The organism is Paenibacillus sp. FSL H8-0317, from assembly GCF_045040685.1.
Lineage (GTDB): Bacteria > Bacillota > Bacilli > Paenibacillales > Paenibacillaceae > Paenibacillus.
Genome location: NZ_CP150294.1, coordinates 2,961,601 through 2,978,406 on the forward strand (window position 1 = coordinate 2,961,601; position 16,806 = coordinate 2,978,406).

1 protein-coding gene and 2 pseudogenes are annotated in these 16,806 nt (G+C 48.9%); all 3 read left to right on the forward strand.

Features of this window, described 5'->3' with window-relative positions; translation table 11 throughout:
* The first annotated feature begins 47 nt into the window (after positions 1-47).
* Positions 48-6,740 carry a beta-ketoacyl synthase N-terminal-like domain-containing protein gene (locus MHB43_RS13860; protein ID WP_405132143.1) on the forward strand — a complete coding sequence of 2,231 codons (6,693 nt, stop codon included), beginning with the start codon at positions 48-50 and terminating at the stop codon, positions 6,738-6,740.
* Positions 6,637-14,049, forward strand: a pseudogene (locus MHB43_RS13865) (SDR family NAD(P)-dependent oxidoreductase); the annotation flags it as partial. The gene MHB43_RS13860 and the pseudogene MHB43_RS13865, both read left to right, overlap by 104 nt.
* A 129-nt stretch (positions 14,050-14,178) precedes the next feature.
* Positions 14,179-16,542 (forward strand): annotated as a pseudogene (locus MHB43_RS13870) (beta-ketoacyl synthase N-terminal-like domain-containing protein); the annotation flags it as partial.
* Positions 16,543-16,806 lie beyond the last annotated feature (264 nt).

The window sequence follows — 16,806 nt, forward strand, 5'->3', positions numbered from 1 at the left end:
CAGGGGTCTGAAGAGCGGGGATTATCAGACGGTGGGGGGAACGTGTAATGACAGAACTGAAAGAGTTGTTGGGTCAATTATTATGGGGCAGACTGCATGCTGCAGGACTTTTGAGCAATTTCCGGGGTGAAGATGCAGCTGTAGCAGAAATACCTGATTCATTGATCGAGCGTTACGAAAGATGGTGGCGGGAGAGTTTTCTTTATTTGCGAAAATACGGTTATTGCACCTCTACTGACGCTGTAAATCCCTTGATTCAGACCAACGATACGGACCTGGCTCATGCATGGAAGGAATGGGATAGGAAAAAATTGCTGTGGCTATCCGATCCAAATGTGTCTTCCTACATTCCACTGCTGGATGCCACGCTCCGAGCACTGCCGGACATTTTGACTGGTCAGAAGTCCGCAACCGACATTATTTTTCCGAATAGTTCCATGCATCTGGTGGAGAACATTTACATGAACAATCCTGCTGCCGATTATTTCAATGCCGTTTTGGCAGATCGGGTTGCAGCTATTATAAAACAGCTACTTGTGCGGGAGCCGAGTGCACATATTCGCATTGTGGAGATCGGAGCTGGAACAGGAGGCACGAGCCAGGCGGTTTTTAACCGTCTGAATGATTTTTATCCCCATATTCTGGAATACTGTTATACGGATACTTCCCAGGCTTTTTTAAGTCATGCCCAAAAGGTATATGGCCCGCGTTATCCGTACCTTACATACGGAACGTTTGATTTGTCCAAACCGGTGTCCACCCAATCTTTGCAAGCGGGGACCTATGATATAGCGATAGCAACAAATGTCATGCATGCTGCTCCTAATATTCGCCTTGCCTTAAGGAATGTTAAGGCATTGCTCCGTTGTAAGGGTGTCTTTTTGATTAATGAAATTACCGAAAATACGCTTATGAATCACCTTACGTTTGGGTTATTGGATGGGTGGTGGAGCTATGTGGACCCTGCTCTGCGTATTTCCGGAGGACCTTTGCTTGAACAGGAAACTTGGAAAAACGTATTGTTATCCGAGGGGTTCGGGGAAGTTCAGTTACTGGCTCACACTGACGAATTCAAGGGCCAGCAAGTGATAATGGGGACAAGCAATGGCGTGGTACGTCAGCAAACCTTGAAACATGAGCAAACGGTAAAACATCAGGTCCAAAGTCAAACGAGCCGTAATTCGCAGAATATGCAGGGAAAACCGTCAGAAATCCGGTTACCTGAATTGGAGAGTTCACGTTCATCCGAAGAAAAACTGAAGTACATAAAGGAAGTGCTTGTTCGGACACTATGCGAATCTTTGAAAGTGGAGGCACAGCTTATCGACCATGAGGAGGCTTTTTCCGATTATGGGGTTGACTCCATAACGGGTGTTCGATTAATTCATTCGATTAATGAACGATTGGGAACGGAGCTGTTCACCACTGATATTTTTGATTTTCCTTGTGTCAACCAGCTTGCACAGTATATTGCCCCTATGTATCAGGAGAAACCGCTGGAGCCAGAACAACAAATGGAGTTTCATGGAGGTTGCAGTGCCGAGAAGCCCGACGTTCAACGAACTGAACGGATTAGTGAAGAGCGAGAGTTCACGTTGGATGATGCCATGGAGAGTCATTCCGATGGCGATATAACATCCCCCGGTTCCAACAACAGACACAAGGATATTGCGATCATTGGCTACAGCGGTAGATTCCCGCAATCGGATAATGTGGATGAATTATGGGAGCATTTGGCCGCAGGTCATGACTTGATTCAGCGTGGGGCGCGGTGGACTTCGGAACAGACAGGATCATCCGTAGAGAAAACGGAAAATAATCATGGAGCTTTTTTGGAAGATAGCGACTGTTTTGACCCCTTGTTTTTCAAAATTTCCAATGTTGAAGCAATGCATATGGACCCGCAGCAGCGATTGTTTCTGGAGGAATCGTGGAAAACCCTTGAACACGCTGGATATGCAGGGGAACTGATTCATGGCCGCAAATGCGGAGTCTACACCGGATATTGCGGAGGAGACTATGAGAAGTTGATCGGTGAACAGGCACCTGCACAAGCTTTTTGGGGTAATGCTGCATCCATCGTACCTGCCCGGGTATCCTATTTTCTGAATTTACAGGGGCCAGCAATCGCAGTGGATACCGCATGTTCTAGTTCGTTGGTTGCCATTCATCTGGCTTGTCAAGCTCTATGGTCAGGGGAAGTGGAGCTTGCTCTGGCAGGTGGAGTGTTTGTGCAATCCACGCCTGATTTTTATAATTCTGCTAGTCGGGCGGGCATGTTGTCCCCTGCTGGAAGGTGTCATAGCTTTGATGAACGTGCAGACGGTTTTGTACCGGGTGAGGGTGTTGGGGCCGTGTTGCTCAAACGGCTGGAGGATGCCATCCAAGATGGCGATCATGTACACGGGATCATCAAAGGCAGCTGTATCAATCAGGATGGGAGTACCAATGGTATCACAGCCCCTAGTAGAGCTTCGCAGGAAAGACTGGAACGCCAGTTATACGACCAGTTCGGTGTTAATCCGGATCAGATCCAATTGGTTGAAGCGCATGGTACTGGAACGAAACTGGGTGATCCCATTGAATTCGAAGCACTGAACCGAAGTTTTCGGAAGTATACGAGCCGTTCACAATATGCTGCACTAGGTTCGATCAAGTCGAATATGGGACATTCGATTGCAGCAGCGGGCATAGCCGGTGTGATCAAATTGTTATTGGCCTTGAAACATCAACAGATTCCGCCATCCATCCATTATTCCAAAGCAAATCCCAATATTGATTTTTCGAAAAGTCCATTCTATGTCAATACTCAATTGAATCCATGGCATACACCTCCCGGACGAAAAAGGGCTGCTCTTGTAAGCTCATTTGGCTTTAGTGGGACTAACGCTCACCTTGCCATCGAGGAGTCTCCCGGAGAGTTTTCTCCTTCAATACATAAACCGGGTTATCTAATGGTGTTGTCTGCACAATCGACAGAACAGTTGAGGGAACAAGTGAGACGAATTGCTCAGCATTACAGGAAAGTGGGAGCCCAGCTTGATTACGCAAGCACAAGCTTTACTTTGATGACGGGGAGAAGACATCTGGAGCATCGGTTGGCGTGTGTAATTCAGCATTCTGACGAAATGGCCTCCATTTTGGAACAATGGCTTGAAACCGGTGGCTCATCACAGATCTATGCGGCGGATTTATCAGGCCAGCCTTCCAAAGAGCAATCCGTTCTTCGACGTTATGGCAATGAATGTATCCAAAAAATCGCTGCGGAATCATTAGATGATTCGCGATATGTTGAAAACCTGCATACTATTGCAGAACTGTATGTACAAGGGTATGAATTGGATTATAACCGGCTTTATTTGACAGAAAAGTATAAAAGAATACCTCTGCCAACGTATCCTTTTGCACGGGAAAAATATTGGGTGAGGTCTGGGATAGCGACGAGGTCCGTTGAAACAGATGTAAAAAGTGAGATTTTGAATGTTGCTTCTGACAACAAAGAGGAGAGAATAGCAAAGCTTCTTTTGAAGCAATGGAAGCATTCGGCAGTTACAAATCCTGATCCTGGGCATGGAAAAGTTGTGGTTGGATCTACACTGGAAACCGTTGGGCTTGCCAATAAACTTTCACAAATGATACAGGGCAGCCAGGTTGTGCTTGTGAGTGAGGAGGAGCAGGACTCTGGACGTTTGCTCGATGTTTTGATGAATTGTGATGCTTTTATAGATCTGTCAGGCTGTGGGCGAAAGATGGAAGCAGAAGAAATGATGCTGGACAAACTGACCTACTGGTTAGCAAGGCTTCAACAAATGATTGATACCCGTGGTCACAAAGAATTAAAGCTGCTTGGAGTCACTATGGGGCTGGAGTCTTTCCAAAATAAATCGATTTATCTAGGTGGAGCAGAACGGGCTGGGCTCTACAGGATACTACAAAGTGAGTACAGACATATTATTTCGCGGCATATCGATGTGGACCCGGCAGACAGTGAGTTTGATGTCGCAGCACAAATCGTTCAGGAGTTAACTCATACGGGTAAGGAACAGGAAGTCTGTTATCGTGAAGGACAGCGGTACAGTGCTTATCTTGATACACTCGAAAACATCAATATACAGCAGTTGAATCAAAACCGACTCGCTTTTCCATCCAATCATGTTCTTTGGGTCACTGGAGGGACACGGGGTCTAGGCATGCTTTGTGCGCAGCATGCCGTCCGACACTACGGGGTCCGTAAACTTGTTCTGATGGGTCAGACCCCATTTCCATCTCGACATGAATGGAGGGCACGATGCGAGGACAAAGATGAGATCGGCAGTAAAGTTAGAAGTGTCCTGGAATTGGAGAAGCAGGGCGTACAGATTGAAGTACTGTCTTTTGATATAGGTGATAAAGAGAAACTTCTGGAGGCTGCAAAACACATACGTTCAACGATGGGCGTAGCCGGAGGAGTAATTCACGCAGCTGGCATAGCCGACATGGAAAATCCCGCCTTTATTCGTAAACCACTGGAGTCGATTCGGAACGTATTGTCCCCCAAAATATTAGGCACTGTAGCACTCTATGAATGCTTCCGTCACGATCCTTTGCAATTTTTTGTCCTGTTCTCTTCTGTGGCTGGAGCCATTTCGAAACTTGGTGTCGGACAAAGCGATTACGCTATGGCTAACACCTACATGGATTATTATGCCGCAGCGAATGCCCATACCAGCCCACTTATCAGTATCCAATGGTCGAACTGGAAGGAATCCGGGATGGGTGAGTTTCCAAGTCAAGCTTATAACGAAACCGGTCTGCTTAGCATCACGGATGAAGAAGGATTGAAGCTGCTGGACTGGGCACTAATCAACCAACCAGGTGCAGTCATGCTTCCGGCAATCGTGAGCAGCGAATTCATTGACACTGAGGGGAAATTGGGAATTTCCAGAGTGGTGAAAGCAGAAACGATGTCCGAAATACCTATGACAAGTGGTGTTCCTTTTTCTGATACATCCGAGATATTACAGATGAAATTAAGTTCCATATTCGCCGAGGAATTGTGTATTGAACCCGAGAAAATGAACCCGGACCGATCCTTCGAACATTTCGGGATGGATTCAATCTTGATTGCTCAGCTGGCACGCCGGATGGAACGCGAACTTCAAATTCCTGTGGTGGAACCTGGTCTTTTTTTGGACTATCCAACGATTGCAGGACTGACAGGGGCTTTGCTGCAAAAATACGCAACAAGTCCACGTACATCTCCCGAACAGATCAACAGACATGAGGCTCGACAGATTCTCCAGCAGCCCAAAGATCGTTCTCGATCCCGAGTGGCCATCATTGGAATGGCCTGTCATTTCCCGGATGCGGTGAACCCGGAACAATTTTGGAACAATCTAAAAACAGGCAAAAACAGTATACGTGAAATTCCGTCATCCCGGTGGGATTGGAGAACGTACTACCATCCTGATGGCAAAGCCGGGAAAAGCATGAGCAAGTGGGGGGCTTTTCTCGATGAGCTGGAATGGTTTGATCCCGATTTTTTCGGAATGGATCATTCCCTGGCAACTCATCTGGACCCTTTGCAAAGGCAGTGGCTTGAGGTTAGCGCTGAAGCACTTGCAGATGCAGGATATGGAAAGAGTCAGCTTGAGTCGCTTGAGGTTGGTGTGTTTGCAGGGGCAAGAACAGGTCATTTCATGAGCAAAATACGTCGGGACAACAAACAAACCATTATTGGCACAGGTCAAAATTTTATTACGGCACATTTAGCTCATTTATATAACCTCAGAGGTCCTAACATGGTCGTGGACACTGCTTGTTCCAGTTCCCTAACAGCCATCCATCTGGGTGCCCGGAGTTTGCAGAATGGGGAAGCAGATCTGGTGATCGCCGGTGGGGTTGAAGTTTTATTGGATGAGACCCCTTATCTTTCCCTGACTGCATCAAAGGTGCTGTCACCAGATGGACAATGTAAAACCTTTGATGCCTCCGCTAATGGAATTGGGGTTGGGGAGGGCTGTGGAGTAATCGTCATGAAACGATTGGAACAGGCCATAACGGACGGTGACAAAATCTACGGAGTGATTGATGGCTCTGCGATTAACAATGATGGTCATACAATGGGCGTCACCACACCGAATCCCCAGGCTCAGCAGTCGTTAATCGAACGTGCCATCAAGGATGCAAATATTGATCCGGCTTCAATCAATTATGTAGAAACACATGGAACAGGCACGGTCATTGGAGATCCCATTGAGCTTAAAGCGTTAACCCAAGTGCTGGGAACCAGTATGAAAAAGGGGGATCTTTGCGGTGTGGGAAGTGTCAAAAGCAATGTGGGACATCTGTTGAGTGCAGCAGGGGCAGTTAGCATGATCAAGGTTTTGCTGAGTATGGTACATGGTCAGATCCCGCCCAGTTTAAATTGTCCGCATCCGAATCCGAGATTTCGGTTTGAAGAAAGTCCGTTATTCCTTGTTCAAGAACTTACACCTTGGACCAATAAAGTGTTGCGTGCGGGTGTCAGCGCGTTTGGACTCGGAGGAAATAACGCTCATATCCTTGTCAGCAATGAAGGTGTACCAGACCCAAATAAAGCAACACTGGAACCTCGTTTCAATCGCATTATCTGGAATAGAGCCCGGTTTTGGCCGGATGAGGTTGAGGAGAAAAACTTGGTGTTCGGATCGTCATCAGGACAAACCCATCGTAAGCCTGAGCATATGCTGTCTTTCTTCACACCGAAAAAAATGCAGTAAGGGGGAACTGTCGTTGATAGGTCGCAATCAAGAAACATACGTGCAACGTTTAAGCCACAGCAACGCCATCGTTCAGGATCATCGTGTACACGGAATTTGTACGTTACCCGGGGTCACCCTACTGGATATGATCTATCGTTTGTCGGCTTTATATTTGGAGACACACTCTGTCGAATTGCGGCAGATTTTGTTTACAACGCCCATTGTGACATCAGAGCAATTTGATCGCGAGATTGCTGTGACGTTCTCACCTGTACCTTCAGAGTTGCAATGGAGGGTAACCATTACAAGCAACAAAGTGATGAATGGTACCATCGATCAGGGCAGTGAAGAACAACATATGCAATGTACGATGTTTCTTGTTGATCCTGAGTTTAATCCACCCGTGATCCATATTCAGGATCTGAAAACTCAATCCCGAGATCAGTGGAGCATGGATGAGGTTTATCAATTGGCGAGGCAGGTCAACATCGAGCATGGGCCATTTATGCAAACTTCAGGGGTCGTCTACCAATATGAGAATCAGGAGCTTATGTGTCTGAATCTCAGTGAGCAGGCTTCCGTTTACTCCAATGAATTTTATGCACATGCAGCTTTTTTGGATGGGGCAACTTTTGCGGGCTCCTCATTTCGTTTAAAGGAAAAAGCACAGGGGATGTTTGATGATCAGACTCCCTATATTCCTTTTATGATTGAACGCTTCTGTATTTATGGTCCGTTACCTGACACCATTGGTGTGTACTCGCTCGCTCGACCATTGATAAACGATAATTCTGTCTCATCACCAGATCTGATTTCTACAGATATTAGAGTGGTTGATTCTGCTGGCAAGTCCTTGGTTGAATTTGAGCGTTTAACCGCTAAACGTATTCGTAATCCTCATTTGATACAGAAATGGGCCGAAGTACATCAGAATCCAAATGGGGTAGAAGGCTCAGGTTCAGAGGATTCATCTGTACCAGAGCTGGCCACAAAGGTCAATATACAAGATTCACCTGTCATCATAGATGATACATCCGAACTATCGAATCAGCGAAGAGGTGTTCCAGAAGGGAACACGAAGCAGGTTGCGGACTATTTAAAGGTAGAGATAGGCAAAGTGCTTGGAACATCTGAAGCGAATTTGGACACAGAACTGGGATTTTATCAGATGGGACTGGATTCCTTGCAGCTTATCAACCTTTCAAGGACGCTGGAGAACAAAGTGAAGGAGCAGCTTTACCCCACGCTGTTATTTGAATATTCCAATATTAAGTCTCTTGCTGCATACCTGCACCAACATTGGCCTGAGGCATTTACTGAAAATCAGTACACGGAGAGCAAAGCTTCGGCCAGCAAGGCAAGCATCAAAACTTCAGAACTCAATCATGATCGGGGAAAGAGTGATGATTACTCATCTGTCATGCTCGAACCCTTCTGGGAAGAGGTCTCGCTGCATATGCGTAACACCTCAAACACAGTGCGGAGCCACGTTGTTATTCTTTGCGAGCAAGCAATTGGACATGATCAAATGATCAAGGAATGTTTTCCGCAATCAGAGGTTGTCACACTAACCAGTGAACGTACCATGCCACAGTCATTTGAACAAATGTGCGAGCAATGTATAGTCTGGCTTCAGAATTACATGCAGCAGTTTCCCAAAGCGGAGACCCATATTCAAATAATTGGTCCGTCAGGAACGGGCACTGATTTTTCAGGCGCGATGGGAGCCCTTTTAAGAACAGCTCATGCAGAGAACCCTCATCTGCATGGACAGATCATCACGGTGAATGATATTCATAACGTTACAAGAACCCAATGGGCGGACTGGTTGGATAAAGAGCGAGTAACACATTCCTCGGGAGTCAGTGAAGTGTGTTACACCGGAAAATCTCGTGTGCGGATGGTGAAAAAATACCGTGAGAAGCCGATACCGATGCTGCAGAAAAGCCAGTATGTTGCAAAAGATGGTGTTTATCTGATTACTGGTGGATTGGGTGGATTAGGCTTGATGGTAGGTCGCCATTTGTCTGAGCAAGGGAGGGTTACATTGGCGCTGGTGGGGCGTTCTTCTCTTGGCAAAAAAGAGTCCGATAAGATATCGGAGTTGAAGAGTCTGGGAGCGGATGTTCATTATTTTCAGGCAGATCTAACGCATAGCGAGCAGACGAGTCATGTCATCCAGCAGATTCGGACCAGTCTGGGAGTTATTCGGGGAATCATACATTGTGCAGGAGTTACCCGGGACCAATTCATTTTACAGAAAACAAAAGAGAATATTTCGGAAGTGCTAGGCCCTAAAGTGAGCGGACCTTGGTACCTGGATGAATATACTCGTGATCAACCACTGGACTTTTTTATTTTATTCTCTTCACTATCGGCTGTGCTCGGGAATATGGGACAAGCAGATTATGCTTGTGGTAACGCTTTTATGGATCGGTTTGCAGAGCGGCGTCAGCAACAGGTTGTGGCAGGACAGCGATCAGGCAGAACCCTTTCAATTAATTGGCCTCTATGGGCGAATGGAGGCATGTCGATCGATCCAGTTTACCAGCAGCAGTTGGAAGTCAAAACGGGATTGGCCCCGCTGCCTCAAGACGAAGGAATGCAACTGTTCGATTCGCTTATGATGAATGCATCAACGCAGACTGTTGTGATGTATGGTAAACCTTCGTTTATCCGAAGTTTTGCACAAACTACTATCCATGTGGAGGGCCCTTCTGCAGCAAAAGTTTTAAATCATGAGGTTCCTCGAAAAGAAAAGAGACCATCGGAAATGCATACAGAAGATATAGCCATTATTGGTGTGGCTGGCCGCTATCCGATGGCTCGGAATGTGGATGAATTTGCTGCCAATCTGTTATCAGGTAAGGATTGCATTACAGGTTTTCCCAGAGATCGTTGGGAACAGGGGCGGTTTTCGTATACGCCGGAATCATATTATCAGTTTGGGGGATTCATCGATAAGATTGATGAGTTCGATCCACTATTTTTTAATTTATCTCCCCGTCAGGCGGAGATGATGGACCCCCAGGCAAGACTTTTTCTGGAGACGGCATGGGAAGCCTGTGAAGATGCGGGATTTCGCGTTGAACGCAGTCAGCACCAGGATGCTTCAACAGGTACCCGGAGTGTAGGTGTATTTGCCGGCGTATTCTGGAATCATTATGAGCTGTTTGCATCGGAATTGACAGATCGCGGTGTACCTACATCCTTGGGGGTCAGTGCAGCGTCCGTTGCAAACATGGTATCGTATTGCATGAATTTCCATGGTCCTTCTCTTGCGGTAGATACCATGTGTTCCTCCGCACTAACGGCCATTCATCTGGCCTGCGAAAGCATTCGAAATGAGGAATGTGAGTATGCTCTTGCTGGCGGAGTCAACGTCATTACGCATCCACATCGATACATGTTTTTGAAAGAGGCACAGCTATTATCATCCGATGGACGATGCCGCAGTTTCGGAGAGGGCGGAGACGGATATGTGCCGGGTGAGGGAGCAGGAACGGTGTTGCTGACCAGTCTGAGTCATGCCGAAGAGCAAGGTTATTCCATCTATGGTGTTATTAAAGGGTCTGCAATCAATCATGGAGGAAAAACATCAGGCCCAACGGTACCAGACTCAACAGCACAGTCGGAAGTTATTAAACATGCATTCAAACGTTCAGGGGTTGATCCTCGAACGGTCAGTTATTTTGAGACACACGGCACAGGAACGTCCCTCGGAGATCCGATCGAGGTACAGGGACTGAATAAAGCATTGGCGGACTGGTCACTGCCGGAACAGAGTTGTGCAATTGGTTCACTGAAGTCCAATATCGGGCATTTGGAAGCGGCTGCGGGTGTGGCTGCGTTAACCAAGGTACTGTTACAGATGAAACACAATCGGATTTTTCCTTCCTTACATGCGGAACGTCTGAATCCGTACATTCCTTTTCAGAACACTCCTTTTTATGTGGAGAGGGAAGGAAAGGACTGGAGAACTATGAAGGCAGATCGTAACACTCCAGAAACCCATCCTTTGCGAGCGGGTATTAGCTCCTTCGGAGCAAACGGCAGTAACGCCCATTTGATTGTTGAAGAATATGCACCAACAGCAGTAAATTCCAGTTCAGATTTGGAGTCCGAGCTTCCAGTCATTGTTCCGTTATCTGCCAAAAGTCAAACAAGTCTGCTTGATCATGTGCGCGACATGATGAATTATCTCTCCACCAGTAAGGAATATCAAAATTCCGCCGCCACACGGGGAATCAAGCTATCCAATCTGGCATACACGCTGCAGGTGGGCAGAGAGCATATGCGATACAGGGTTGCCTTTGTTGTCAGTTCTCTTGAAGAGCTGAGAAGGAAATGTACAGAGTATGTGCAAAGCAAAGACCAAGGCCAGCGGATTGGATCTTTGAACAGTCGGGCTGGTTATGAGGGAGAAGTCAGGCTTCATGAAGATGCGATCACAGAACTGTTTCAATCAGATGAAGACATTCGGACAGCAATCGAAATATGGATGAACAAAAGAAAGATGGCTTCAATCGCTGAAGTATGGGCCAAAGGAATAACCATTGATTGGAACAGCATGTACCAGAAGGACAGCAGGCCTACTCGAATCAGTCTCCCTACCTATTCATTTCAAAGAGAACGCTATTGGGTCCCCATGGTCCATGCAAAAAGGGAGAGCGGGACTGCAGGTTTCGGCAAAAAGGTTACAGTTCTGCACTCCATGCTGCACCACAACCGTTCGGATCTGCTGCGGGGCCAGTGGTACAGTAGTCAGTTCAATGGAAATGAGCCTTTCCTAAGCGATCATGTTGTACAGGGGCACAAGCTGCTTCCAGCTGTTGTTCAGCTGGAGATGGCCCGGGCAGCAGCGGCGCATGCAGCGAATTGGCCTCCGCTCACACACAGTCTGCTGCTGCGGCATGTAATGTGGAGCAGGCCGCTCGTTGTTGGAGAGGAGCCTCTGGAGGTTCATCTCGTGCTTGAGGCCGAGGCAGATGGAAGCCTGTCCTATGGAGTTTCGGCAGCGCCAGCAAATGAGTCTGCAATTGAATCTGGAGAAGCGGTGTATAGTCAAGGGCGTGTAAGTGTGGGAAGACCTCTCGTAGAAGCCGTGCAAACCTTGGATTTGCAGGCTGTGCGCAGCCGGTGTACAGAGGGACAGGCCAGTGGAGCAGTTTGTTATGAAGCATTCCGAAAACTGGGTCTGGAGTACGGTCCGTCCCATCAGACCATTGCCGAATTGCAATGGGGGGCAAACGAGGCCTTGGCGCAGTTGCGTCTGCCACAAGCGCTCTTCGAAGGGCAAGCGGACACTGTGCTGCATCCCGGTATGGTGGATGGGGCCTTGCAAGCATCCATCGCCCTGCTGGCCGGAGATCAGATCGCGGAAGTGCTGAGATCCACTACTCAGGAGGGGGCAGTAAGCTTGGAGAGCACGGCCCTTGCGAGCACAACAGAACGACATGGGAACCCGCCCGCTTCCGCTCCGTTGCCTTTTGCGCTGGAGGAGGCGGAAGTGATATCTCCTTGCCAGGCGCACATGTGGGCGGTGGTGCGTGTTCGCCCCGAGCCAGCGGCATCTTCCGCTGCGGAGGCTAGCGTCCGTAAACTGGATCTGGAGCTGTGCGATTCGGAGGGACAGGTTTGCATTCGACTGCGGGGCGTGACCTCGCGTGTGCCCGAAAGCCGGGAAGGTGTGCTGCTGGTGCAGCCCAAGTGGCAGGAGCTGCCGAAGCGCTCCCTACCGGCTGAAGCTGTGGGGGTTGAACCCGCGGTGCTGCTGTGTGATTGGGCCCCGCAAGACTTCGCGGCTGCGGATGTGTCCTGGAAGCAGATGGTGTTAACGGGGGCGTTGGAGGCGCGATACGGACAGGCTGTTCAGGCCATTCTACACCATGTGCAGCAGCAGCTTGCGATGCAGCGAAGCCACCGGATGGCTGTGCAGGTCGTCGTGGCGGGAGATGAACAAGGAAGACGCTTCGCCGGCCTGAGCGGGCTGCTGCGGACGGTGCGACTGGAGCATCCGGGCTGTCTGGCACAGCTTGTCGAAGTCCGGCCAGAGACATCGGCCGCCATATTGACCGAGCAGTTGCACCAGTGTGCGCTCCATGCGGAGGAGAGCCATCTGCGTTGGGAAGCGGGTGAGCTGAAGCGAGCGGGCTGGCAGGCGGTTGACGTGGACAGAGATGAGAACGTGGACACGAATGAGATGACGAATGGGAATGCAGAGACAGAGATGAAGACAAAGCGGAAGACCAGTGTCCCACGGTTGTCCCCTTGGAGAGACGGAGGCGTGTACGTCATTACAGGCGGAGCCGGTGGCCTGGGACGGATCTGGGCCCGGGAGATTTCAGCCCAAACGGAAGGCAGTACGCTTATATTGACTGGCCGATCCCCGGCGATGCCAGAGGCGGTACAGCGAGAGATGGCGCAGCTCCCTGCCCAGGTGCTTTATGAAGCAGTGGACGTCACCGATCGAGAGGCGGTCCACGGACTGTTCGGGCGTATCCGTCAGCAGTATGGCCAGGTGAACGGGGTGCTGCACTGTGCCGGAGAGATCCGGGACAGTCTGATACGGTACAAAACGGAAAGCGATTGGCAGGCCGTGCTGGCTCCGAAAGTAGTCGGCATACGGAATCTGGAAGAAGCGATCGGGACCGAAGCGCTGGATGTGCTGCTTCTGTTCTCCTCGGGTGCAGCGGTGACGGGGAATGCAGGGCAGGGTGATTATGCCGCCGCCAATGGGTATATGGATGCGTATGCGGTGAGCCGAAATGCGCGGATGAAACGCGGGGAGTGTCAAGGGCGAACCTTATCCATCAACTGGCCGTTGTGGGAAGAAGGCGGAATGCAGCTGGAGGAAGAGGGGAAGCAGCGTCTGTGGAAACAGCATGGACTGAGACCGCTGGGAACCGCGTCGGGAGTAAAGGCGTTGTATCAGGCCTGGGCGAGTGGAGGCAGCCAGGTATTGGTGGCGGAAGGCAAGCTGTCGGTGCTGCGAAGAAGCCTGCTGGAGCCGGTAGATTCGGGGTTAACTGAATCGATCGAGCCAGCAAACGCAGACGCAGATAGGCAAGCGCCTTCGCCGGAATCGTTATCCATCAAGCTTGGAGCCCCTCTGGCGGGAGGCATGACCCAACAGGAAGCTGTATCTGTGCTCACGTTGGAAGTGGCCGCTTTGTTGAACGTAGGGGAGCAGGACGTGGACCCGGACATGGACTGGAGCGAATATGGTTTGGACCCGGTGCAATGGAGTGAACTTTCCCGCAGACTGCTAACTCGGCATGGATGGGATATTTCTGCAGAGACACTGTTGGAACAAATGAGCCTCCACGCAACCGCTGAGCAGTTCGTGGGTCAATTAAACCTTTCCAAGAGTTCAACAGCAGATATATCTGTGAGTATCGAGGATACGGAAGAGGTTACTGGACTTGAAGGCAATCTTGAGGATCAAACCATCCTTTGGTTAATTAAAACATTGGCTCCCGTGATTGGCTTGCTAGAATCAAGGATTGAGCCAGATGTCCCGCTGGAGCAGTATGGTATCGATTCGCTGCTCATTATGAAGATGACGGACGTATTGGAGAATGAATTGGGGTCTCTGTCCAAAACGCTGTTCTTTGAATATCAGACCCTGAGGGAACTAAGTCATTACTTTATGAACATTCATCAGGTTCGTTTGGATACGCTGCTTCAGCAACGAGGGATGAAACCAGCCGGAATGACACAGAAGAATGTGCTAGCGATTTTACAGAATGTGTCGGACTCCCAAACACACGCACCAACACACGCCGTGATGTCGAAACGAACGCTGCTGACAGGAACCCCATTCGAACCCGAAGCCGAACCTATTTTGAAAGAAACGGACCCGGACCTTGCCATTCATATGGACTCACCTTCTGGTGGTCAAAAGGGCAAGAATAATCAGCATCAGGATATTGCCATTATCGGAATGGCGGGCAGATATCCTGGTGCCCGTAATATCGGTGAATTCTGGCATAACCTGCGTAGTGGTATGGACAGTATTACCGAGATTCCATCTGAACGTTGGGATCACGGGCAGGTGTATAACCCAGAGCCAGGAATTCTAGGCAAAACTTATGGCCGTTGGGGTGGTTTTTTGGATGGTGTGGATGAGTTTGATCCGTTGTTTTTCAAGGTATCTCCTCGTGAAGCTGAAACAATGGACCCTCAAGAACGACTTTTTTTGCAGTGTGTATATGAAACACTGGAAGATTCGGGATACACAAGACAAAGCTTGAGCACGGAGAAAGTGGGCGTCTATGTAGGTGTGATGTATGAGGAGTATCAGCTCTATGGGTCCCAGAATTCCATGGCATTCAACGGTAATCCTTCTTCCATTGCCAATCGGGTTTCGTATTTCTGTAATTTTCGCGGACCAAGCATGGCCGTGGATACAATGTGTTCGTCGTCATTAACATCCATTCATTTGGCCTGTCAAAGCCTGCGACAGAACGAGTGCCAGGTAGCTGTAGCTGGCGGTGTGAATGTGTCGGTTCATCCCAACAAATATATTCTTTTGTCTCAAGGGAAGTTTCTGTCCAGCAAAGGACGGTGTGAGAGCTTTGGCCAAGGTGGGGACGGCTATGTTCCGGGTGAAGGTGTCGGCGCGGTTCTGTTGAAACCGTTGGCGAGAGCCATAGCGGATGGGGACCGGATTTACGGTGTGATCAAAGGATCGGCGCTGAATCACGGGGGGAAAACCAATGGATACACCGTGCCAAATCCCAATGCACAGGCTGAGGTTATCGGTGACGCCCTGCTTGAAGCAGGTATTGATCCGCGAACGATCAGTTACGTGGAAGCGCATGGAACAGGAACCTCGCTCGGGGACCCTATTGAAGTGGCCGGTTTAACAAAAGCATTTCAGCGGACGGTCCAATCCAACTTCAAGTGTGCCATCGGTTCAGCCAAATCCAACATTGGTCACTGCGAGAGCGCAGCAGGCATTGCTGCGGTAACCAAAGTGTTGCTGCAGCTGCAGCATGGGGAACTCGCGCCATCCTTGCACGCGGAAGAGACCAATCCAAACATTGATTTTACCCAGAGTCCATTTGTGGTTCAGAAGTTGCTCGGACCATGGAAGCGTCCGGAAATAGATGGAGTGCAGATCCCAAGACGTGCAGGCGTATCTTCATTTGGAGCTGGGGGTGCCAATGCACATATCATCATTGAAGAGTATACCCAGACAGGTATGTACTCGGAACAGATAACAGTTGGCAAAGATCACCCTAAATCTCCTGTTATCGTTGTGTTGTCCGCAAGAAATCAGGAACGACTCTTGGCAAAGGCCAAAGACTTACTTGAAGCGTTATACACCGGAATATATGTGGATTCGGATATGAGGAACCTGTCCTATACTTTGCAAGTTGGACGTGAATCGATGGAAGAGCGTCTGGGCTTGCTGGCGGTGTCCATAGAGGAACTCATTGCGAAACTAAAAGAGTATGTTGAACAGGCAAACAATCTGGAAACACAAGCTTCGCAAATGGTTTTTTATACCGGTCATGTGAAAAAGGGTAAAGAGATGCTTTCCATCCTTAGTCGGGATGAGGATATGGAAGAAATGGTGAACCGGTGGATTCAGAAGGGCCAGCATGAGAAATTACTGGATTTATGGGTGCAGGGTCTGAACCTGGACTGGAATACATTATATGTTGCTGAGGGTAAACCCCAACGGATCGCCCTACCGACCTATCCATTTGCAAGAGAAAGATACTGGATCCCGCAGCAATCTCAGGGCAACACGATAAGTGAATCAAAAGTTAAGCAGGAGGAACCTCCTCTTGCAACCCCATCGGAGCCATCGGACCATAATCTTATGCTGACCCCAATATGGGAAGTAGTCGAAAAGACTGAAAAGTCCGAATTCAATCCTGGATATAAACGATGGCTGGTCATTGGAGGTACAACGGAGCAATGGGAGATGGTTCATCAGATCCATGCAAAATCAATCCGTATGGATGCGGAAACTGCTGTAGATCCCGTCAGTCTGATGAATGCCTTGAAAAAGGTCGATACGATTGATCATATCATTTGGTTATCCAATCATATGTCTCTCCCTCCAACG

Excerpts from the sequence above, each read along its gene's own strand:
- MHB43_RS13860 (WP_405132143.1), top strand. The coding sequence starts at position 48 with ATGACAGAACTGAAAGAGTTGTTGGGTCAATTATTATGGGGCAGACTG.